18 protein-coding genes are annotated in these 22362 nt (G+C 68.5%); 7 read left to right on the forward strand and 11 right to left on the reverse strand.

Annotated features, from left to right (window positions below):
* Position 1: 1 nt before the first annotated feature.
* From A5732_RS19910 to rpmF, 5 genes are all read right to left on the reverse strand, one after another.
* Positions 2-499 (reverse strand): MogA/MoaB family molybdenum cofactor biosynthesis protein, encoded by a 498-nt coding sequence (locus A5732_RS19910; RefSeq protein WP_044487196.1) that lies wholly within the window; start codon positions 497-499, stop codon positions 2-4.
* A 59-nt stretch (positions 500-558) separates the two neighbouring features.
* On the reverse strand, positions 559-2082 hold the full coding sequence (locus tag A5732_RS19915; protein ID WP_076051251.1) for a S1C family serine protease: 1524 nt from the start codon (positions 2080-2082) through the stop codon (positions 559-561).
* A 72-nt stretch (positions 2083-2154) separates the two neighbouring features.
* On the reverse strand, positions 2155-3723 hold the full coding sequence (locus A5732_RS19925) for a HAMP domain-containing sensor histidine kinase (RefSeq protein WP_076051252.1): 1569 nt from the start codon (positions 3721-3723) through the stop codon (positions 2155-2157).
* Positions 3724-3739: 16 nt separating this feature from the next.
* Positions 3740-4429 (reverse strand): two-component system response regulator MprA, encoded by a 690-nt coding sequence (gene mprA, locus A5732_RS19930; protein WP_064953222.1) that lies wholly within the window; start codon positions 4427-4429, stop codon positions 3740-3742.
* A 113-nt stretch (positions 4430-4542) separates the two neighbouring features.
* Positions 4543-4716 carry a 50S ribosomal protein L32 gene (gene rpmF / locus A5732_RS19935; protein WP_003872812.1) on the reverse strand — a complete coding sequence of 58 codons (174 nt, stop codon included), beginning with the start codon at positions 4714-4716 and terminating at the stop codon, positions 4543-4545.
* Between the two features lie 270 nt (positions 4717-4986).
* On the opposite strand from rpmF, the gene A5732_RS19940 reads away from it, so the two are divergent.
* The 7 genes from A5732_RS19940 to A5732_RS19970 all read left to right on the forward strand — a co-directional run bounded on the left by A5732_RS19940 (position 4987) and on the right by A5732_RS19970 (position 14164).
* Positions 4987-6717 carry an acyclic terpene utilization AtuA family protein gene (locus tag A5732_RS19940; protein WP_076103095.1) on the forward strand — a complete coding sequence of 577 codons (1731 nt, stop codon included), beginning with the start codon at positions 4987-4989 and terminating at the stop codon, positions 6715-6717.
* A complete protein-coding gene (locus A5732_RS19945) occupies positions 6714-7862 on the forward strand; it encodes an acyl-CoA dehydrogenase family protein (RefSeq protein WP_076051254.1) in 1149 nt (382 codons plus the stop codon). Before A5732_RS19940 ends, A5732_RS19945 begins: the two co-directional genes overlap by 4 nt.
* Positions 7863-7864: 2 nt before the next feature.
* Positions 7865-9454: an acyl-CoA carboxylase subunit beta gene (locus A5732_RS19950; RefSeq protein ID WP_142248542.1), complete on the forward strand. Its 1590-nt coding sequence runs from the start codon at positions 7865-7867 to the stop codon at positions 9452-9454.
* Positions 9455-9459: 5 nt separating this feature from the next.
* A complete protein-coding gene (locus A5732_RS19955) occupies positions 9460-11448 on the forward strand; it encodes an acetyl/propionyl/methylcrotonyl-CoA carboxylase subunit alpha (RefSeq protein WP_076051256.1) in 1989 nt (662 codons plus the stop codon).
* Positions 11445-12611, forward strand: a complete 1167-nt coding sequence (locus A5732_RS19960; RefSeq protein WP_064953227.1) for an acyl-CoA dehydrogenase family protein — start codon at positions 11445-11447, stop codon at positions 12609-12611. The genes A5732_RS19955 and A5732_RS19960 overlap by 4 nt, the downstream gene beginning before the upstream one ends.
* 16 nt (positions 12612-12627) lie before the next feature.
* On the forward strand, positions 12628-13428 hold the full coding sequence (locus tag A5732_RS19965; protein ID WP_076051257.1) for an enoyl-CoA hydratase family protein: 801 nt from the start codon (positions 12628-12630) through the stop codon (positions 13426-13428).
* A 133-nt stretch (positions 13429-13561) separates the two neighbouring features.
* A complete protein-coding gene (locus tag A5732_RS19970; protein WP_064953229.1) occupies positions 13562-14164 on the forward strand; it encodes a DUF1707 SHOCT-like domain-containing protein in 603 nt (200 codons plus the stop codon).
* 9 nt (positions 14165-14173) lie between these two features.
* On the opposite strand, the gene A5732_RS19975 is transcribed toward A5732_RS19970, so the two are convergent.
* The 6 genes from A5732_RS19975 to A5732_RS20000 all read right to left on the reverse strand — a co-directional run bounded on the left by A5732_RS19975 (position 14174) and on the right by A5732_RS20000 (position 22320).
* Positions 14174-15022, reverse strand: coding sequence for an aldo/keto reductase (locus tag A5732_RS19975; RefSeq protein WP_076103097.1), 849 nt, complete (start codon positions 15020-15022; stop codon positions 14174-14176).
* 78 nt (positions 15023-15100) lie between these two features.
* Positions 15101-17080 (reverse strand): vWA domain-containing protein, encoded by a 1980-nt coding sequence (locus A5732_RS19980; protein ID WP_076103098.1) that lies wholly within the window; start codon positions 17078-17080, stop codon positions 15101-15103.
* The gene (locus A5732_RS19985) at positions 17073-18458 is read right to left on the reverse strand and encodes an ATP-binding protein (RefSeq protein ID WP_076103099.1); all 1386 of its coding nucleotides are present in this window, start codon (positions 18456-18458) and stop codon (positions 17073-17075) included. Before A5732_RS19985 ends, A5732_RS19980 begins: the two co-directional genes overlap by 8 nt.
* Positions 18459-18540: 82 nt before the next feature.
* Positions 18541-20124, reverse strand: a complete 1584-nt coding sequence (gene purH / locus A5732_RS19990) for a bifunctional phosphoribosylaminoimidazolecarboxamide formyltransferase/IMP cyclohydrolase (protein WP_076051261.1) — start codon at positions 20122-20124, stop codon at positions 18541-18543.
* Positions 20121-20768: a phosphoribosylglycinamide formyltransferase gene (gene purN / locus A5732_RS19995; protein WP_076103100.1), complete on the reverse strand. Its 648-nt coding sequence runs from the start codon at positions 20766-20768 to the stop codon at positions 20121-20123. Before purN ends, purH begins: the two co-directional genes overlap by 4 nt.
* Before the next feature lie 133 nt (positions 20769-20901).
* Complete coding sequence (locus tag A5732_RS20000; RefSeq protein WP_076103101.1) at positions 20902-22320, reverse strand: cell division protein PerM; 1419 nt, start codon at positions 22318-22320, stop codon at positions 20902-20904.
* Positions 22321-22362 lie beyond the last annotated feature (42 nt).

Consider the following 22362-nt stretch of genomic DNA (forward strand, 5'->3'; position numbering starts at 1 on the left):
CTTAAATCTCCAGGCTCGACAGCTGCCCGATGATCTGGGCCGCCAACGGATTCAGCGTCGCCATCCCGTCGCGCACGGCGTAGCGGGAACCGGCCAGGTTGACCACCAGCGTGCTGCCGGACACCCCGGCCAGACCGCGTGACAATCCCGCATCGATGATGCCCGCCGACAGGCCCGAACCGCGGATAGCCTCTGCGATACCGAGGATTTCGCGATCCAGGATCTCGCGGGTGGCCTCCGGAGTGACGTCGCGCGGCGTGACGCCCGTCCCGCCGACCGAGACGACCAGGTCCACCCCGCCGATCACCGCGGTGTTCAGCGCGTTGCGGATCTCGATCTCGTCAGCGGCGACCGCGACCACACCGTCGACGACGAATCCCGCCTCGGTCAGCAGCTCGGTCACCAGCGGACCGCTGTGGTCCTCGTCCCCGTGAGCGGTGCGATCGTCGACCACCACAACCAAAGCCCGGCCAACTACCAATTCCGCACCCGTTTCCATGGGGGCAACCGTATATCCGAGCTCAGACAATCCCGTCGCCGAGGGTTCGTCCACCTTCACTACTGATCCGCCTTCCCGAGGGTGACTGGCAATGTCCGGCTGCCGCCACCAGCGGGATCCTGGAACGTCAGCGAGATCTTGTCGCCGGGCGCCTTGGATCGCACCGCCGCGACCAGCGCGTCGGCGCTGTTGATCGGCCGGTCGTCGACCTTGGTGACGACCACGTTCTTGGGTACGCCCGCGGATGCCGCCGCGCCGCCCGCGACGACATCGACGACCTTGGCGCCGGGGGTGCCCTTGTCGTTGGTCACCTGCACGCCGAGCGAGGCGTGAGACGCCTTGCCGGTGGCGATCAGCTCATCGGCGATGCGCTTGGCCTGATCGACCGGAATCGCGAAGCCCAGGCCGATCGAACCGCTCTGGGCATCCGGCGAGTCGGCGCCCAGCGTGGCGATGGCCGAGTTGACGCCCACCAGCTGGCCGTTCATGTTGACCAGCGCGCCACCGGAGTTACCGGGGTTGATCGCTGCGTCGGTCTGAATCGCGTCCAGCACCGTGTTCTGGTTGCCCGACTCACCGGTGGTCGACACCGGCCGGTTCAGCGCGCTGACGATGCCGGTGGTCACCGTGCCCGACAGACCCAACGGCGACCCGATCGCGACGACCGGCTGGCCGACGCGAAGGTCCGACGAGGAACCCAGCGAGATGGGCGTGAGCCCGGACATGCCCTGCACCCGAATCACCGCGATATCGCTGGTGGGGTCCGCGCCGACCACCGTGAACGGTGAGGTGCGACCGTCAGAGAAGGTCACCGTCGTCTTGGCCGTCGGGGCGCCGGCACCGGCGCCGCCCGGACCACCCGGGATGCCGGGAGGCGCGGGAGCCGAGGGCGGAGCGCCCGGAGCGCCGCCGGGCCCCTTGGGCGGTCCCGCCGCGGCGGCGACCACGTGGTTGTTCGTCAGGATGAGCCCGTCGGTGGACAGGACGATGCCGGAGCCCTCTTCGGACTGACGCCCGATGTCCGTCTCGAGCATCACGACGCTGGGCACCACCTTCGAGGCGACCCCCTCGACGCTGCCAGGCGGCATGTTCGCGGCCGGGACGCTGGGCGCCGCGCCGATGACCCGCCCGCCGCCGTTCCCGGTCGCGTGCGTGCCGAGCTCGACCGCCGTCGCCGCGGCACCGCCGATACCGGCCGACACCACCGCGATGGCTACTGCGCCGACGACCAACAGGCCTGTGCGAGAACGTTTTTGGGGTTCCGGTGGGACAGGCATTCCGGGCAGCATGCCGGGCATCGGACCCGTGCCGGTGCCTCCCGGGATCGGGCCCGCGCCGGTTCCGCCGGGGATCCGACCCGGCCCGGTGTTGCTGAAGGGCTCGTAGGGCGGACGGAACTGCGTGGTCGGCGTTGACGAGGGCTGCGACCGATAGCGCCAGTCATATTGCTGGTTGTACGGCTGCTGTTGTCCCGGGGCGTAGCCGGAGGACCCCGCATGGCTCGGGACGTGCGCAGGCTGATTCGGCGCGGGGGGGTATCCCGGCTGCTGCGGCGGTGGCGAATACCTCGGGTCATTCGTCATGTCGCTAAGTCGCTCTTCCTCTATCTCAGTGTTTCGGCAAGTCGACGGCTGGGTTCAACAGTAGCCGCAGACCTACCTTGCCCGCGCGGACTGAGAGTCCACTGAGATAACGTTCGCCGATTCCCGAGAGTTCGCCTCGTCGGCCGCCGCCGCTTTAGCGTGGTCAGTCGCCGCGTCTACCTGGTCGGTTTGCGGCTCGCCGGCCGCAGTGGAATACGTCGAGGCGGGCAAGGGCCGGCCGGGCAGCAGCACATAGAAGGACGTCCCCGGGGGCTGGCCGCCCGGAACGGTGTCCTCGACGCGCAGCATCCCCCCGTGGTTGAGCACGACCTTTTTGACGATCGCCAGCCCAAGTCCGGAACCCGGCATCGCGCGTGCGGTCATCGAGCGGTAGAACCGCTCGAACACCAGGCGGCGCTCCTGGGGCGGGATGCCGGGGCCGTGGTCGGCTATCACCAGTTCCGCGTGCGACGGGTCGAGCTGGCGCATCGTGACGCCGACGTGCCCGCCGGGCGGGCTCCACTTGGCGGCGTTGTCGAGCAGGTTCAGGACCGCGCGCGACAACCCGGCGGCGTCGCCGTACATCTGCCACGGCGTCACATCGACGTCGAACTGAATGTCGTTGCGCCGCCGCCTGACTCGCTCCAGGCTGCGATCGATGACCTCGGACATGTCGACTTGTTCGTGCACCACCTGGCCGGCGTCATCGCGGGTGAGGTCCACCAAATCGCCTACCAGCGTTGACAATTCCTCGATCTGCGCGATGACATCGGTGCGTAGGTCGACCATCTCCTGCTCGGGCAGGCGCGGCGCCCCCGGCTCCATCGCGGCCATCAGCAGCTCGACATTGGTCCGCAGCGACGTCAGCGGCGTGCGCAGTTCGTGCCCGGCGTCGGTGACCAGCCGCGCCTGCCGCTCCCGGGACTCGGCGAGCGCGCGCAGCATCAGGTTGAACGACTCGGTGAGCCTCGCCAATTCGTCGCTACCGAACACGGGAATGGGTCTCAGGTCGTCGGTGCGCGCCACCCGCTCGGCCGCCTCGGTCAGCCGCGCCACCGGGCGCAGCCCGGCCCGGGTGACCATGCCGCCCGCGACCGCGGCGACCGCCACACCCACACCGCCGACGATCAGCAGCACCCAGCGCAGCCGGTTCATCACCGCCTCGGTGGGCTTGAGGCTCTTGGAGATCAGCAACGAGGTGCCGTTCTGCAGGTGCACCGCGAGGATTCGCTGATCGCCGGCGGTGCGCCGCGACATGAACAAGTCACCGTGGATGACCGCTTTTTCCGGCGAGCCGACCGGCAGGGTCTGACCCGGCTGCTGGGCGGTATAGATCGCGTGGCCCGGGTTCACCAGCATCGCGTTGACGTCGGAATACGCGGTGCCCTCGATCGCCTTGCCCGGGTCGGCGGCCAGTGAACCGCTGGCGATCAGCAGTTGCGCCCGGCTCTGTAACTGATTGTCGATGTCGCTGTACAGCGCGGCCGAGATCACCGCGTAGACGGCGAAGGCCATCAACACGACGACCATGGCCACCATCGACATGGCCAGCAGCATCACCCGCCACCGCAACGACAGGGATGGCGTTGCGCGCAACGGTGGGCGCATCGGTGGACGTTGAGGCCGGGGGAACCGGATCATCGCGGGACCCGCATCGTCACGGGGGCGTCTCCCGAAGGACGTAACCCACACCGCGCACGGTGTGGATCAGCCGCGGCTCACCATCGGCTTCGGTCTTGCGCCGCAGATAGCCCACGTAGACCTCGAGCGCGTTGCCCGAGGTGGGGAAGTCGAATCCCCAGACCTCCTCGAGGATGCGGCTGCGGGTGAGCACCCGGCGCGGATTGGCGATCAGCATCTCCAGCAGCGCGAATTCGGTGCGGGTCAGGCTGATCCGGCGCTGTCCGCGGGTGACCTCGCGGGTGACCGGGTCCAGCGTCAGGTCGGAGAACGTCATCGCCACCGAATCGGCGTCCTCGTCCTCCGGCTTGGTGCGACGCAGCAGCGCGCGCATCCGGGCCAACAGCTCTTCCAGGGCGAACGGCTTCGGCAGGTAGTCGTCGGCGCCGGCGTCCAGGCCGGCGACCCGCTCCGACACCGAATCGCGCGCGGTGAGCACCAGGATGGGCAGGTCGTCACCGGTGCTGCGGAGCTGACGGCACACCTCGAGGCCGTCCAGGCGCGGCATCATCACATCCAGGACGAGGGCATCGGGCCGCTCGTTCGCGATCATTTCGAGGGCTTCGACCCCGTCATGGGCCAACTCAACGGAGTAGCCGTTGAAGGACAACGACCTACGCAGCGACTCGCGCACGGCGCGATCGTCGTCAACGACCAGTATTCGCACGGACCCTAGTTTCGTCCCACCGCCTGAGACTGACCTGAGAGGCGCGCCGGGAGGGGCCTAGCGGCGGGCGCAAGCGCGGCGAAGCCGGGCGCAGCGGGCCGCCGCCATCAGGCCTAGCGGCGGTCGAGGTCGATCAGACCGAGGCGGGCCGCCTTGAGCAGCCGCCGGGGCACCTTGTGCCGCTGACCTGCGACCGTCACACCGACGAGTTCGGTCTTCTCGGCCTTCCACTGCGCGCGCCGGCTACGGGTGTTCGCGCGCGACATTCTGCGCTTGGGTACGGCCATGGTCGGGCCTAACTCCTCAATGTGGGACTTGCAGTTCCGGCATGTCGCGCGGCGTGGCCGGTGGGCCGAACGGGCGACGATCGCACATCAGGATAGTCGCTGGTCCGCCTATGGCCAAAATGGACGCCCGCGCGCCGATCCCCTGCCCGCCGGGCGCGCCGCGGCCACCCCGTTCCGAAGTGGGATCCTTGACGTGACACCGCCGGTACCCGCTAACCTACCGGTTGGTTGGTTGGTCCGAACCGGTGAATCCCCGAATGGAGGACAGGCATGGCCCCTGCTTCCGGCGCTTCCGGCGCCTTGGGCAGTTCCGGCGCCGTCCGGATCGCGAACTGTTCGGGGTTCTATGGCGACCGGCTGTCGGCCATGCGCGAGATGCTCACCGGCGGCGACGTCGACTACCTCACCGGCGACTACCTGGCCGAACTCACCATGCTGATCCTGGGCCGCGACCGGATGAAACACCCCGAGCGCGGCTATGCCAAGACGTTTCTGGCCCAGCTCGAGGACTGCCTGGGCGAGGCCCGCGACCGTGGGGTCCGCATCGTCGCCAACGCCGGCGGCCTCAACCCGGCCGGGCTGGCCGACGCGATACGCGCGCTGGCCGAGCGGCTAGGCATCGACGCCCGGATCGCCCACGTGGAGGGCGACGACCTGTTGTCGCGTGCGGCCGAACTCGGCCTGGGCAGCCCGCTGACCGCGAACGCGTACCTGGGGGCCTGGGGCATCGTCGACTGCCTCGAGGACGGCGCCGACGTGGTGGTCACCGGCCGCGTCACCGACGCGTCGGTGATCGTCGGGGCCGCCGCCGCGCACTTCGGGTGGGAACGCATCGACTACGACCGGCTCGCCGGCGCCGTGGTCGCCGGCCACGTCATCGAGTGCGGGGTGCAGGCCACCGGCGGCAACTACTCGTTCTTCACCGAGGTCGGCGATCTCACCCACGCCGGTTTCCCGCTGGCCGAGGTCAGCGCCGACGGATCCTCGGTGATCACCAAACACCCGGGCACCGGCGGCCTGGTCAGCGTCGATACCGTCACCGCGCAACTGCTCTACGAGATCACCGGGGCGCGCTACGCCAATCCCGACGTCACCGCCCGGATGGACAGCGTCGAGCTGTCGTCCGACGGGCCCGACCGGGTGCGCATCAGCGGGGTACGCGGCGAAGCCCCGCCACCCACCTACAAGGTGTCGATGAACAGCATCGGCGGGTTCCGCAATTCGATGACCTTCGTGTTGACCGGGCTGGACATCGAGGCCAAGGCCGACCTGGTGCGCCGGCAACTCGACGCCGCGCTCACCGTCAAGCCCGCCGAGCTGCAGTGGTCGCTGGCCCGCACCGACCACCCCGACGCCGACACCGAAGAGGCCGCCAGCGCCCTGCTGCACTGCGTCGTGCGCGACCCCGATCCTGCCAATGTCGGGCGCCAATTTTCCTCCGCCGCCGTCGAATTGGCGTTGGCCAGCTATCCGGGATTTCACGTGACGGCGCCGCCGGGCGACGGCCAGGTGTACGGGGTGTTCACCCCGGGATATGTCGCGGCCGATCAGGTGCCGCACGTCGCGGTACACGCCGACGGATCCCGCGTCGACATTCCCTGCGCCACAGAGACTTTGGAGCTATCCCCGGCCGCCACGCCGCCGCTGCCGGAGCCGCTGCCGGCCGGCCCGACCCGGCGGGTGCCGCTGGGCAGCATCGCCGGGGCGCGCAGCGGCGACAAGGGCGGCTCGGCGAACGTCGGGGTGTGGGTGCGCACCGACGAGCAATGGCGATGGCTGGCCAACACTTTGACCGTCGAGCTGCTCGAGGAGCTGCTGCCCGAGGCGGCGGACTTCGACGTCACCCGCCACCTGCTGCCGAATCTGCGGGCGGTCAACTTCGTCATCGACGGCATCCTCGGCCAGGGCGTCGCCTACCAGGCTCGATTCGATCCCCAGGCCAAGGGGCTTGGCGAATGGCTTCGCGGCCGCTACCTCGACATCCCGGAGAGTCTGTTATGAGTATCTGGAACACGCCCGAACGCGAACAGCTGCGAAAGACGGTGCGCTCGTTCGCAGAACGCGAGATCCTGCCCCACGTCGACGAGTGGGAGCGCACCGGTGACCTGCCGCGCGAATTGCACCGCAGCGCCGGGGCCGCCGGGCTGCTGGGAGCGGGCTTCCCCGAATCGGTCGGCGGCGGTGGCGGCGACGGCGCCGACGCGGTGATCATCTGCGAGGAGATGCATCAGGCCGGAGCGCCGGGCGGCGTGTTCGCGTCGCTGTTCACCTGCGGCATCGCGGTGCCGCACATGATCGCTTCGGGCGATCAGCGGCTGATCGAGGAGTTCGTCCGCCCGACACTGGCCGGCGAGATGATCGGCTCGCTGGCCATCACCGAACCCGGCGGCGGTTCCGACGTCGGGCATCTGAGGACCTCGGCTGAGCGCGACGGTGACCACTACGTCGTCAACGGCGCCAAGACGTACATCACCTCCGGGGTCCGCGCCGACTACGTGGTCACCGCGGTGCGCACCGGGGGTGCCGGCGCGGGCGGGGTTTCGCTGCTGGTGGTCGAGAAGGGCACGCCGGGCTTCGAGGTGACCCGCAAGCTGGACAAGATGGGCTGGCGGTCCTCGGATACCGCCGAGTTGTCCTATACCGACGTCCGCGTGCCGGTGACCAACCTGGTCGGCGCCGAAAACAGTGGCTTCGCCCAGATCGCGCAGGCCTTCGTCTCCGAACGCATCGGCCTTGCCGCACAGGCGTATTCGAGCGCCCAGCGGTGCCTGGACCTGACGGTGCAGTGGTGTCGCGACCGCGAAACGTTTGGCCGCCCATTGATATCGCGGCAGTCGGTGCAGAACACGTTGGCCGAGATGGCCCGTCGCATCGACGTCGCCCGGGTCTACTCGCGCAGCGTGGTGGAGCGCCAGCTCGCCGGCGAGACCAACCTGATTCCGCAGGTGTGTTTCGCCAAGAACACCGCCGTCGAGGCCGGCGAATGGGTGGCCAACCAAGCCGTCCAGCTGTTCGGCGGCATGGGCTATATGGCCGAATCCGAGGTGGAACGCCAATACCGGGACATGAGGATCCTGGGCATCGGCGGGGGAACCACCGAGATCCTCACCGCGCTGTCCGCCAAACTGCTGGGATTCCAATCATGACCGTGCTGCAGTCCACCCTCGACTCTGAGGCCCCCGTCTTCACCGACGCGGCGGCGGCGGCGATCACGAAACTCGAGGAGATCGACACCGAGCTGGCCAATGCGCTGGCCGGCGGCGGGGCCAAATACGTTGAGCGCCATCATGACCGCGGCAAGCTGACGGCGCGCGAACGCATCGAACTGCTCGTCGACCAGGACTCGCCGTTCCTGGAGCTCAGTCCGTTGGCCGCCTGGGGCAGCGCCTTCAAGGTCGGCGCCAGCACGGTCACCGGCATCGGCGTGGTCGAAGGCGTGGAATGCATGATCGTCGCCAACGACCCGACGGTCAAAGGCGGCACCAGCAACCCGTGGACCCTGAAGAAGATCCTGCGGGCCAACCAGATCGCGTTCGAGAACCGGCTACCGGTCATCTCCCTGGTGGAATCCGGCGGCGCCGACCTGCCCACGCAGAAGGAGATCTTCATTCCGGGCGGGCGGATGTTCCGCGACCTGACCCGGCTGTCGGCGGCCGGGATCCCCACCATCGCACTGGTATTCGGCAACTCCACCGCGGGCGGTGCCTACGTCCCGGGCATGTCCGACCACGTGGTGATGATCAAGGAACGTTCCAAGGTCTTCCTCGCGGGTCCCCCACTGGTGAAGATGGCCACCGGTGAGGAATCCGACGACGAATCGCTCGGCGGCGCCGAAATGCACGCCCGGGTCTCGGGTTTGGCCGACTACTTCGCCGTCGACGAACTCGACGCGATCCGGATCGGCCGCCGCGTCGTCGCCCGGCTGAACTGGGTCAAGCAGGGGCCGAAGCCCAAACCGGTCACCGCGCCGCTGTTCGACACCGAGGAACTCATCGGCATCGTGCCCGCGGATCTGCGCATCCCGTTCGATCCGCGGGAAGTGATCGCCCGGATCGTCGACGGCTCCGAATTCGACGAATTCAAGCCGCTGTACGGGTCCTCGTTGGTGACGGGCTGGGCCCAGTTACACGGCTATCCGATCGGCATCCTGGCCAACGCGCGCGGCGTGCTGTTCAGCGAGGAGTCCCAGAAGGCCACCCAGTTCATCCAGCTGGCCAACCGCTCCAACACGCCACTGTTGTTCTTGCACAACACCACCGGCTACATGGTGGGCAAGGATTACGAAGAGGGCGGGATGATCAAGCACGGCTCGATGATGATCAATGCCGTGTCCAATTCGACCGTCCCGCACATCTCCCTGCTGATCGGCGCGTCCTACGGCGCGGGCCACTACGGCATGTGCGGCCGCGCCTACGATCCGCGGTTCCTCTTCGCGTGGCCGACCTCGAAGTCCGCGGTAATGGGTGGCGCCCAGCTGTCGGGCGTGTTGTCGATCGTCGCCCGCGCGGCCGCCGAGGCGCGCGGCCAGCAGGTCGACGAGGAGGCCGACGCGGCGATGCGGGCCGCGGTCGAGGGCCAGATCGAAGCCGAGTCGCTGCCGCTGGTGTTGTCCGGGATGCTCTACGACGACGGGGTGATCGACCCACGCGATACCCGCACGGTATTGGGAATGTGTCTGTCCGCCATCGCGAATGGCCCGATCAAGGGGACGTCGAACTTCGGCGTCTTCCGGATGTGAGCCCCATGATTACTCGAGTTCTGGTCGCCAACCGGGGCGAGATCGCCCGGCGGGTGTTCGCCACCTGCCGCCGGCTCGGCCTGGGCACCGTCGCCGTCTACACCGATCCCGACTCCGGCGCGCCGCACGTCGCCGAGGCTGATGCCCGGGTGCGGCTGGACAAGACCAACGACTACCTCAACGCCGCGGCCATCATCGCGGCCGCCCGCGCCGCGGGCGCCGACGCGATACACCCGGGCTACGGATTCCTCTCGGAGAACGCCGAATTCGCCGCCGCCGTCCAGGACGCGGGGCTGACGTGGGTTGGCCCGCCGGTGGATGCGGTGCGCGCGATGGGCTCCAAGATCGAGTCCAAGAAGATGATGGCCGCGGCCGGCGTGCCCGTGCTCGATGAGCTCGACCCCGATACCGTCACCGAGGCGCAGCTGCCGGTGCTGGTCAAGGCCTCCGCCGGCGGCGGTGGCCGCGGCATGCGGGTGGTCCGCGAATTGTCAGCTCTAGCAGACGAAGTCGCCGCGGCGAGCCGCGAGGCGCAGTCCGCCTTCGGTGACCCGACCGTGTTCTGCGAACGCTATCTGCCCACCGGGCACCACATCGAGGTTCAGGTCATGGCCGACACCCACGGCACCGTGTGGGCGGTCGGTGAACGCGAATGCTCGATTCAGCGCCGCCACCAGAAGATCATCGAGGAGGCCCCCTCGCCGCTGGTGGAGCGCACACCCGGCATGCGCGCCAAGCTGTTCGACGCGGCAAGGCTGGCCGCGGAAGCCATCGGGTACACCGGAGCCGGGACGGTGGAGTTCCTGGCCGACGACGACGGCGAGTTCTACTTCCTGGAGATGAACACCCGGCTGCAGGTCGAACACCCCGTTACCGAGGAGACCACTGGGCTCGACCTCGTCGAACTGCAGCTCGCCGTCGCCGACGGCGAGCGTCTCGACGGGCAACCGCCCGCCGCCCAAGGACATTCGATCGAGGCGCGGCTGTACGCCGAGGACCCGGCCAAGAACTGGCAGCCGCAGGCCGGCCTGGTGCACGCGTTCGGTGTGCCGTCGGTCCGGACCGAGTTCAGCTCGCTGGGGCACCGGACCGGGATCCGGCTGGATTCCGGCATCGTCGACGGGTTTGCCGTGTCGATCCACTACGACCCGATGCTGGCCAAGGTCATCTCCTACGCCCCGACGCGCCGGCAGGCGGCGCTGGTCCTCGCCGACGCGCTGGCCCGCGCCCGCGTGCACGGGGTGCGCACCAACCGCGATCTGCTGGTGAACGTGCTGCGGCATCCGGCGTTCCTCGACGGTGCCACCGACACCGCGTTTTTCGATTCCCACGACCTGGCGCGGCTGGCGGCGCCGCTCGGCGACGCCGCGGTGGTGCGCCTGTCCGCCATCGCGGCCGCGCTCGCCGACGCCGCACACAACCGCGCCGTCGCCCCGGTGTTGGGTGCCGTTCCCAGCGGCTGGCGCAATCTGGCGTCGGGTCACCAGGTCAAGGACTATCGCGACGACCAGGGTGACGAGCATCGGGTTCAATACCGGTTCAGCAGAACCGGATTGGCACTCCCGGATGACCCCTCGGTGCACCTGGTGTCGGCCACCGCCGATGACGTCGTGCTGCGGGCCCACGGCGTCGACCACAGCTTCTCGGTGCGGCGCTACCGTACGGGCGATTCCGACGTCTACGTCGATTCCGCACGCGGACCCGTGCACCTGATTGCGCTGCCGCGTTTTCCCGAGCCCGGCTCGACCGTCGAAAAGGGCTCGCTGGTGGCACCCATGCCCGGCAGCGTCATCCGGCTCGGTGCCGCGATCGGCGACACCGTCACCGCCGGCCAGCCACTGATCTGGTTGGAAGCCATGAAGATGGAACACACCATCGCCGCCCCGGTTGACGGGGTACTCGCCGAACTCAACGTCAAGACCGGTCAGCAAGTCGAAGTCGGCGCCGTGCTGGCAAGAGTGGAAGCGCCGCAATCAGAAGGGGATCAAGCATGACCGACACCAGCTTCATCGAGAGCGAGGAGCGTCAGGCCCTACGCAAATCGGTGGCAGCGTGGGCAGCCAACTACGGCAGCGAGTACTACCTGCGCAAGGCCCGTGCCCACGAGCACACCGACGAACTGTGGTCCGAGGCAGGCAAACTCGGCTTCCTCGGGGTCAACCTGCCCGAGGAGTACGGCGGTGGCGGCGCCGGAATGTACGAGCTCTCGCTGGTCATGGAGGAGATGGCGGCCGCGGGTAGCGCGCTACTACTGATGGTGGTCTCGCCCGCCATCAACGGCACCATCATCAGCAAGTTCGGCACCGAGGAGCAGAAGAAGCGCTGGATCCCGGGCATCGCCGACGGCACGCTGACGATGGCGTTCGCCATCACCGAGCCCGACGCCGGCTCCAACTCGCACAAGATCACCACCACCGCCCGCCGCGACGGCAGCGACTGGATCCTCAAGGGCCAGAAGGTCTACATCTCCGGCATCGACCAGGCGCAGGCGGTGCTCGTGGTGGCCCGCACCGAAGAGGCCAAGACCGGCAAGCTGCGCCCCGCCCTGTTCGTGGTGCCCACCGACGCGCCCGGATTCACCTACACGCCAATCGAAATGGAACTGATCAGCCCCGAACGCCAGTTCCAGGTCTTCCTCGACGACGTTCGGCTGCCCAGCGACGCGCTGGTCGGCGCCGAAGACGCCGCCATCGCACAGCTTTTCGCCGGGCTCAACCCCGAACGCATCATGGGCGCGGCGAGCTCCGTTGGGATGGGACGGTTCGCCCTCAACAAGGCCGCCGACTACGTCAAGACCCGCCAGGTGTGGGGCACGCCGATCGGCGCGCACCAGGGCCTGTCACATCCGTTGGCGCAGTGCCACATCGAGGTCGAGCTGGCCAAGCTGATGCTGCAGAAGGCCGCCACCCTGTACGACTCGGGCAACGACATGGGCGCGGCCGAGGCCGCGAACATGGCGAAATACGCTGCGGCCGAGGCGGCCACGCGGTCGGTGGACCAGGCGGTGCAGTCGATGGGCGGCAACGGGCTGACCAAGGAGTACGGCGTGGCCGCGATGCTCACCTCGGCCCGGCTGGGCCGCATCGCCCCGGTCAGCCGCGAGATGGTGCTGAACTTCGTCGCGCAGACATCGCTGGGCCTGCCCCGAAGCTACTGATGACTGGGTCTTTCTCATGACAAGGCTCGTCGAATACGCCGGACCCGCCGACACGGGCGGCCCGTACGCGCGGCTGACACTGAACTCACCGCACAACCGCAACGCCCTGTCCACCACGCTGGTCAACCAGTTGCACCAGGGCCTGCGCGACGCCTCGGCGGACCCGGCCGTGCGGGTGGTGGTGCTCGGCCACACCGGCGGCACCTTCTGCGCCGGTGCGGATTTGAGCGAGTCAGGCGGGGGCGGCCGAAGCGGGTCGCCACCGTCCGCATACGACATGGCCCTCGAGCGGGCCCGCGAGATGGCCGCCTTGATGCGGGCCATCGTCTCCTCGCCGCTGCCGGTGATCGCCGCGATCAATGGACACGTCCGTGCCGGAGGATTCGGTCTGGTGGGTGCCTGCGATATCGCGATCGCCGGCCCGCGCAGCACCTTCGCGCTGACCGAGGCACGGATCGGCGTCGCCCCGGCGATCATCTCGTTGACGCTGCTGCCGAAACTGTCGGCGCGGGCGGCGGCGCGTTACTACCTGTCCGGCGAGACGTTCGACGCGGCCCGGGCGGCCGAGATCGGATTGATCACCGAGGCCGCCGAGGACGTCGACGCCACGGTCGACAAACAGGTCTCCGACATCGGCCGTGGTTCGCCGCAGGGCCTCGCGGCCTCCAAGGCACTGACCACGGCCGCGGTGCTGGACGGGTTCGACCGCGACGCCGAGCGGCTCGCCGAGGAGTCGGCCCGGCTGTTCGTGTCCGACGAAGCGCGCGAAGGCATGCTGGCGTTCCTGGAGAAGCGGCCGCCCAACTGGATGAGTTAGCCAGCCGAGAAGTTAGCCAGATGTCAAACAAAGGGCCCGGCCGGATGTCCGGCGGCGCGGCGCGGGCCGGCGCAAGGTTGCAGTTTAGCCAATCCTCTTGCAGCAAAACCTGGACGTCGTAGGCTCGTGGGTGATGAGCAATTCAACGCAACGGGATGCGGAGGATAAGCGCGGCGAGCCGTCGCGCGCGGCTGACACTGATCGCATCCAGATTGCGCAGTTGCTCGCCTATGCGGCCGAGCAGGGCCGCCTGCAGCTCAACGATTACGAGGACCGCCTGACCAAGGCTTATGCGGCGACGACGTACGAGGAACTGGATCAGCTGCGGGCCGATCTGCCGGGGACGCCGATCAGTCCGCGCCGTGGCGGCAAGCCCAATCCGGCGCCGTCGACGCTACTGCTGGCATTGATGAGCGGCTTCGAGCGCCGCGGCCGATGGAACGTCCCGAAGAAGCTCACCACCTTCACCCTGTGGGGCAGCGGCGTGGTCGATCTGCGCTACGCCGACTTCACCTCGACCGAGGTCGACATTCATGCGATGTCGATTATGGGTGTGCAAAATATTTTGCTGCCGCCCGAGGTCAACGTCGAGGTGCACGGCCGCGGCGTGATGGGCAACTTCGACCGCGCAGTCCTCGGGAAGGGCACGCCCGGGGCGCCGACCGTCCACATTCGCGGCTTCTCACTGTGGGGCGGGGTCGGCATCATCCGCAAGGCCCGTCGGCCACGCGGCTAGCAGAACGTTTTAGTCAGGCACGTAATCGAACGTGTCGGGGTTGGGGCCGTTGCGTCCCGACTCACCCTTGTTCAGCCCGGAGATCGTGTCCATGTCGGAGTCGTCCAACTCGAAGTCGAACAGCTCGAAATTTTCTTTGACCCGTTCCGGCGTCACTGATTTCGGGAAGACGATGTCGCCGCGCTGAATGTGCCACCGCAACACCGCCTGCGCGGCGGTTTTACCGCGGCCCTCGGCGACGCGGTTGATCACCGGGTCGTCGAGCACCTTGCCCTGCGCGATGGGCGCCCACGCCTCGGTGGCGATGCCGTGCTCGCGCCCATAGGCCCGGACTTCGTCGTTGCCAAAATAGGGATGCACCTCGATCTGGTTGACCGACGGGACGGTGTCGGTCTCGTTGGCGAGCCGATCCAGATGTGCGACTTGGAAATTCGACACACCAATGCTGCGGGCGCGTCCGTCGCGCGCGAACTCCTCGAACACTTTCCACGTCGAGACGAAGTCGCCGTTGTAGAGGGTGGGCAGCGGCCAGTGGATGAGGAACAAATCGACGTAGTCGGAATCCAGCTTCTTCAGCGTCTCGTCGAAGGCGCGACGCGCATCGTCAGGCTTGTGAAATCCGTTGTTGAGCTTGCTGGTGACGAAGACATCGCCGCGGTCCAGACCCGCGTCGCGAATGCCTTGCGCGACTTCCTTTTCATTGCCATACATTTCGGCCGTGTCGATGTGGCGGTATCCGATCTCGAGCGCCGTCTTCACCGCCGCCGCGGTCTCGTCGGGCTTGATCTGGAACACCCCGAAACCCAGCTGCGGAATGCTGACCCCGTCATTGAGTTTGATCGTTGGAACCTGGCTCATACGTCTCCTCCTTCTCCAAGTGCCTGTACCCAGTCCAAGGCACACCTATCCCGAGACCGGGGTCTGCCAAGCCGGCGGTCAGCGACGGCGAGACCGCAGGTAGTCGCCCACCACGGCCGCTCCCAATCCGTCGAGATCGGGCACCACGACCCGTCCCTCGACCCGCCGGGCGACCTGGTCGATGAACCGGGCCAGGCCCGGGTCGCTGCCCAGCCGGAAAATCGTGATCTGGGCACCCAGCCGCGCCATCTCGTCGAAGCCGCGCACGGTGTGGGCGACGGTCCGCGGATGCGGCGGATAGTCGAAGAACACGGTCGTGCCGTCGCCGTCGAAGTCCTCCAGGTGCGCGGTCGGCTCACCGTCGGTCACCACCAGCACCACAGGCTGTGCGTTGGGATGCCGGCGCAGATGGCGACCGGCCAGTGCGAGCGCGTGATGCAGGTTGGTGCCCTGCTCGTAGACGCCCTCGAGGCCGGTGAGCTCGGCGGCGGTCACCGTCCGGGCGTACCGGCCAAAGGCGATGATCTGCAAGGCATCCGAACGAAAGCGCGTGCACACCAGGTGGTTCAGCGCCAGCGCCGTCTGCTTCATCGGCAGCCAACGATTCTCCATCACCATGGAGAACGAGGTATCGACCAGCAGCGCGACCGCGGCCTGCGTACGCGTCTCGGTCTCGGAGACCTCGACGTCGTCGACGGTGATCTTCAACCGCCCGTCGGGGCCGTCCAGGGTGGCGGTTCCCGATTGCCGCAGAACGGCATTGGTCAACGTGCGGGAGATGTTCCACGGCTCGGTGTCGCCGAACTGCCAGGGCCGGGTGGCACCGGTGAGTTCGCCGGCCGCCCCCGCACGCCGATGGTCGCGCTCACCGCGGCGACCGGAAAGTTGTTGTGCCACATCGCGTAGCGCCGTCTCGCCGAGTCGGCGCATGGCCTTCGGCGACAGCCGCCACTGGCCGTCGGAGCCGCGATCCAAGAACCCCTGATTGACCAGCGCGCGTTCCAATTCGGCGAGCGTGCGGGCGTCGACGGCGGCCTCGTCACCGAGCTGGCGCGCCAGCGCGTCCAGGTCGACGTCGTCCATCGTGGCGCCCGGATAGCTCTGCGAGAGCTGCTCGGCCAGTTGCTCCAGCTCGGCGATGTCGGACAGCGCCTGGGTGCCCTCCCCCATCCCGAACGGGTTGTCACCGGAGAACTGCTCGGAGCCGCTCCAGTCCTCCCCCGGCCGCGCCGCCTGCAGGTGCGCGTCGAGGCGGTTCAGCGCCTGCATCAGCGACGGCGAGCCAAAAGCCTGCTGCGCCAAGGCATCCAGCTCCGCGCGCTGCTCGGCGCTCAGGCTGTTGCGGAAACGCTGCGCGGCGGCGGCGCGCTTGGCCAGGGAGTCCAGCAACTCATCGACGTTTTGCGGGTTCTCCGGGAAGAACTCGCCGTGCTTGTCCATGAAGTCTTCGAAGTCTTGCTGGGTGTCCTCGCCGCGAGCGTGCTTGTCCAGCAGGTCGTTGAGGTCGTTGACCATGTCGTTGACCCGCTGGCGATCCTCGTCGGTCGCGCCTTCCAGCGCCTGCTTCATGCCGGCGAAGCGTTGGTCGAGCATCTCGCGGCCGAGCAGATCCTTGATCTGGTCGTACTTTTGGCGCGCCTCGCCGCTGCGCCAGTTGTAGTCGGAGAGCTCCTGGACGGCCTTGGCCGGTGACGACGGCAACGCGTCCAGTTGCAGTTCGCCGAACCGGGCGTCGTCGTCGAGCGCGCGCGCCAGCTCCTTGCGTTCGGCGAGCACGGCCTCGTCCAGGAGTTTCTTGATCTCCTGCAGGGTTCCGTCTAAGTTGTTGCGCCGCAACAAATCCCGTCGCCGCCGATTGGCTTCGGCGGCCAGCCGGTCGGCACCGGGCATGTTCTTGGTGCCGCGGCGCAGCAGCTCGGACAGCGCACGGCGCGGCGACGTGCCGGCCATGACATCCTGGCCGATCTGTTCGAGCGCCTCGCGCAGATCCACCGGCGGGGCCAGCGGGTCGGGCCCGCCGGTGTACGCCGAGTAGCGCGAGGAATGCCCTTTAGCCATAGACGGTTTGACCCTCCCCGGATACCTTGTCGATGCGCTTGGCCAGATACAGAGCCTCGAGCGCCAGTTCCAGGGCCGCGGCGCGTTCGCCTTCCGACTGCGCCCCGACCTTGGCCGCGATCTTGTCCACCACGGGCAGGTTCGGGACCGCGGCCAGCACGTCCTTGGCCGACACCCGCTCCCCCGTCGTCACGGCCGAACCGCCCTCGACCGCGCTCACCAGCGAACCGACGTCGATGCCGCCCAGCACCCGCGACGCGGTGTCGGCGGTCGCGCGGCGCAGCAGGTGTTCGAGCACGGCCTGCTCGCGGCCCTCCTCGCCGGACTCGAATTCCAGCTTGCCGCGCAGGACGTCGATCACCGTGCCCAGGTCGACCACCCGGGCCACCGGATCGGTCTCCCCCAGCACCGCACCGCGATGCCGCGCGGCGGCGGCGACGGTCTCGGCGGCTGCGATCGCGAACCGTGCCGACACCCCGGAGCGTTGATCGACGGAGTTGGACTCCCGCAGGTAGCGGGCGAACCGCGCGATGACCTGCATCAGGTAATCGGGAACCTGGGCCGACAGGTGCGCTTCCTGCGCGATCACGCCGACTTCCGCGTCGAGCTCCAGCGGGTAGTGGGTCCGGATCTCCGCGCCGAAACGGTCTTTGATCGGGGTGATGATGCGGCCCCTGTTGGTGTAGTCCTCGGGGTTGGCGCTGGCGACCACCAACACGTCCAGCGGCAGGCGCAGCGTGTAACCGCGGACCTGAATATCGCGTTCCTCCATCACGTTGAGCATCGACACCTGGATGCGCTCGGCAAGGTCGGGCAGTTCGTTGACCGCGACGATGCCGCGGTGCGCGCGCGGGATCAGGCCGTAGGCGATGGTCTCCGGGTCTCCCAGGCTTCGGCCCTCGGCGACCTTGATCGGGTCGATGTCGCCGACCAGGTCGGCGACGCTGGTGTCCGGGGTGGCGAGCTTCTCGGTGTAGCGCTCGCTGCGGTGCTTCCATTCGATCGGCAGGTCGTCGCCCAGGGTGGCGGCCTTGCGGATGGACTCCGGCGTGATCGGCGAGAAGGGGTGCTCACCCAGTTCGGCCCCGGCGATCACCGGCGTCCACTCGTCGAGCAATCCGGTCAGCGCGCGCAGCAGCCTGGTCTTGCCCTGGCCGCGTTCACCGAGCAGAACGAAGTCGTGGCCCGCGATCAGCGCGCGCTCCAGCTGGGGCAAGACGGTGTCGTCGAATCCCAGAATGCCCGGCCAGATGTCATCGCCCTCGGCCAGTGCGGTGAGCAGATTTTCGCGTATTTCCTGCTTGACTCCCCGTTCACGATGACCGGCGGCACGCAGTTCGCCGACTGTGCGGGGCAGGTTGCTCGGTGACGTCACCACTCCACGCTACGACGCGCGCTCAGACGAGTCATGCCAAGGGCGTTCAATACACGCTTATTGACACCCGCGTCGCACACCGTGGCTAGTGCGCGAAGTGACGCGCCCCGGTGAGATAGAGCGAAATGCCGGCGTTGGCGGCCGCCGCGGTCACCTCGTCGTCGCGCACCGATCCGCCGGGGTGCACGATCGCCTTAACCCCGGCGCCGGTCAGCGTCTCGAGTCCGTCGGGGAACGGGAAGAATGCGTCCGAGGCCGCGACCGCGCCGCGCACCCGGTCGCCGCCGCGTTCGACGGCCAGCCGCGCGGCATCGACCCGGTTCACCTGACCCATGCCGACGCCGATGGTGGCGCCGCCGCCGGCGATCACGATCGCGTTCGATTTCACGGCGCGACAGACGCGCCAGGCGAACACCAGGTCGGCCAGCGTCGCCGGATCGGCGGGTGAGCCGGTGGCCAGCGTCCAGTTGGCCGGGTTGTCGCCGTGCGCGTCGAGTTCGTCGCGCTGCTGCACCAGCAGGCCGCCGCTGATCGGCCGCAGCTCGGTGCCACCGGTCAGCGGCTCCGAACCCACCAGCACCCGGATGTTCTTCTTGCGGGTCAGCACCTCCAGGGCGGCCGGCTCGTAGGCGGGCGCGACGATGACCTCGGTGAAGATGGTGCTGACGTACTCGGCCATCTCTAGGCTGACTTCGGTGTTGGCTGCGATGACCCCACCGAAGGCGCTCAGCGGATCGCACTCGTGCGCCTTGCGGTGTGCGTCGGCGACCGAGGCCGACGAGATGGCGATGCCACATGGGTTGGCGTGCTTGATGATTGCCACGCAGGTCTGCTCATGGTCGAAGGCGGCCCGCCACGCCGCGTCCGCATCGGTGAAGTTGTTGTAGGACATCTCTTTTCCGTGCAGCTGCTCGGCCTGCGCCAGCCCGGGCCACGCGCCCGGGTCGCCGTACAGCGCCGCCTGCTGGTGCGGGTTCTCGCCGTAGCGCAGCATCGCCGAGCGGCGCCAGCTGCGGCCCAGCCACTTCGGGAAGGTCGTCGGCGGGTGTTCGGGAGCCAGCGTCGACTCCATCCAGCTCGCGACCGCGATGTCGTACTCGGCGGTGTGCTGAAACGCCAGCGAGGCCAGCTTTTTGCGCTCGGCGAGGGTAAAGCCGCCCTCGCGCACCGCGGCGAGCACTCCGTCGTAACCCTGCGGATCGGTGATCACCGCCACGCTGGGGTGGTTTTTCGCGGCGGCCCGCACCATCGACGGGCCGCCGATGTCGATCTGTTCGACGCATTCGTCGATGCTCGCCCCGGAGTCGACGGTCTCGGTGAAGGGATACAGGTTGACGACGACGAGCTCGAAGCCCGCAATCCCGAGTTCCTCGAGTGCGGCGGCGTGCTCGGGCTTGCGCAGGTCGGCCAGCAGACCCGCGTGCACGCGCGGGTGCAGGGTCTTGACGCGGCCGTCGAGGACTTCGGGAAAACCGGTCAGCTCCTCGACCCGGGTCACCGGAATGCCTTTGTCGGCAATGACCTTCGCGGTGGACCCGGTCGAGACGATCTCCACGCCCGCACCCGCAAGGCCCTGGGCGAGGTCGACCAGCCCGGTCTTGTCGTACACGCTGATCAAGGCGCGCCGGATCGGCCGTTTGGCGTCTTCGCGCCAGTCGTCGGTGCTCATCGGTTCGTAGCCTTTCGTCCGATCGTCGCTGTTCTCCCGACCAGGGTCAGGCCGCCGGTCGCGATCGCGGCCACCACGTCCACCAGGAGCTTGCGTTCGGTGACTTTGATGCGTTCATGCAGAGTCTCTTCGGTGTCGCCGTCGAGCACCGGAACGGATTCCTGCGCCAGAATCGGCCCGGTGTCCGTCCCGGCGTCTACCAGGTGCACCGTACAGCCTGTGACCTTCACACCGTAGGCCAACGCGTCGGCCACTCCGTGCGCGCCCGCGAACGCCGGCAGCAGCGCGGGATGGGTGTTGATGACGCGGCCGTAGAACCGCGAAAGAAACTGCGGCCCAAGGATTTTCATGAATCCGGCGGAGACCACCAGGTCGGGCGAGTGCGCGGCGGTGGCCTCGGTGATGGCCGCGTCCCAGGCATCGCGATCCGGGTGATCGCCGAGCCGGACGGTGAACGCGGGTACGGACGCGGCCGCGGCGATGTCGGTGGCCAGGCAGTCGCGGTCGGCGCCGACGGCGACGACTCGGGCCGGATAGTCCGCGACGGCAGACGTCAGCAGTGCATTCAGCAGCGACCCGGTGCCCGACGCCAGCACCACTACCCGTGCCGGTGCGTTCGGGGGCACATGGAGCGGTTCGACCACATCGGCGAGCCTACTGGCGACGTCATCGCCGCGACGATCAGGCTGGCCGCAGGGAAATTGCCCGCCTCTGAGCGACAATCACCCGGGGCGCACCGCGCTTACCGCGGTTGTCGCTACGAGGCTGGCAAAAGCCCTAATCCCCGGAATCTCGCTCGGGCTCGGCCCGGCCGGGTTCGGCGGGGGGTGGCTCGTCGTCACCGGCCGGCGCGTCGGGTTCGGTGGCATCGGCAGCGGCGGCATCGCGAGGGGCGGCCACATCCTCCGGAGGCGCGTCGTCCGGAGGCACATCGGCCGGATCCGCTGGGATCGCGCCCTCCCCCTCGGCGTCCTCGGGCAGCCGATCGTCGTCGAAAACGCCCGCGAAGTCCGCGGGTTCCTCGACAGCCGGGACGGGTCCGGGCCTGGGCTTGATCCTTCGGGGCCGACGCATGATCCCGCCGCTCATCACCACGGTGATGCCGCCGACGACCGCGAACCAGAAGAAGACGCCGATGAGCAACGCACCCTGGTCCACGCCGACGTGGCCGAAGTTGCCCAGCTGGCCGCTGCCGGCGTACGCGAGCAACGACATCACCAGCATCCCGCCGACCGCGGCGACCAACAGCTTGGCCGCCGCCGGCAGCAGCGGCAGCGCACGCCGGGCGCATTGCTGGCCGACCGCCACGCCGGAGGACGCGCCGATGATCAGCAGCGCCACCCAGACCGGCCCCAACGGTGGCCTGGGGACCGCGGCCAGCACCGGCAGGGCCGGGATATCGCCACCGAACACGGTGAACGAACTGAAGGTCGCGAACCCGATATGCGCGCTGGACCCGACGGCCATCGCCGCGGTGCCCACAATCACGTTGGGCGCGTACAGCATTGACAGCAGCGTGAGGCTGAATTCGCCGAAGATCGAATCGGTGATGCCGTAGAGGTCCTGCATGGTCGACCAGTGCACGACCAGCGACCCGGCCGCCACCAGGCCGGAGAGCCCCAGCAACGCCAGCAGACCGGCGGATGCGGCGCGCACGGAGTCGCCGAGCCAGAACGGCAGCGACGCCGCCGCCAGCGCGCGGGGCCCCACCCGGGACCACACGCCGATCCCGGCGCCGGCGGCATGAACCACGAGCACGCTGAGGAACGCGCGCAGCGCGCTAGGTGTTTGCAGCTCGGTGATTACCGAGGACGCGTCGTGGATGATCGCCAGGGCGATCGCCGCCATCAGCAGCGGACCGCCCAGCGCCGAGGCGACGACCCAGCGAACGACCAGCCACGACGAGTGGGGCGTGGTCGCGCGCGCCGTGCTGCGCGCGGTCGCCCAGATCATCAGCAGGACCGGCAGCAGCGGCATCACACCGAGTTCGCGGCCACCGATCGAGACCGGGACCTGGTGCACGCCCAGCCACATGCTGGCGATGGCGCCCAGCGCGCCGGTCATGTCGCTGTTGGCGATCAACAACTGGATCAGCGTGACCGCGGCGATGATGACCAACGCCACCACTGCCGGCGCGAACGCGACCCTGACTAGGTCACGCGCCTGGCGAGCGCCCGCTGCCCGGTTGTCCTCCACCCGTGTCACTCTGGGGCACGTCCCCGACTAGGCGCGACAGCG

Origin of the sequence: Mycobacterium colombiense, from assembly GCF_001953985.1 — a bacterium.
Classification (GTDB): Bacteria; Actinomycetota; Actinomycetes; order Mycobacteriales; family Mycobacteriaceae; genus Mycobacterium; species Mycobacterium colombiense_B.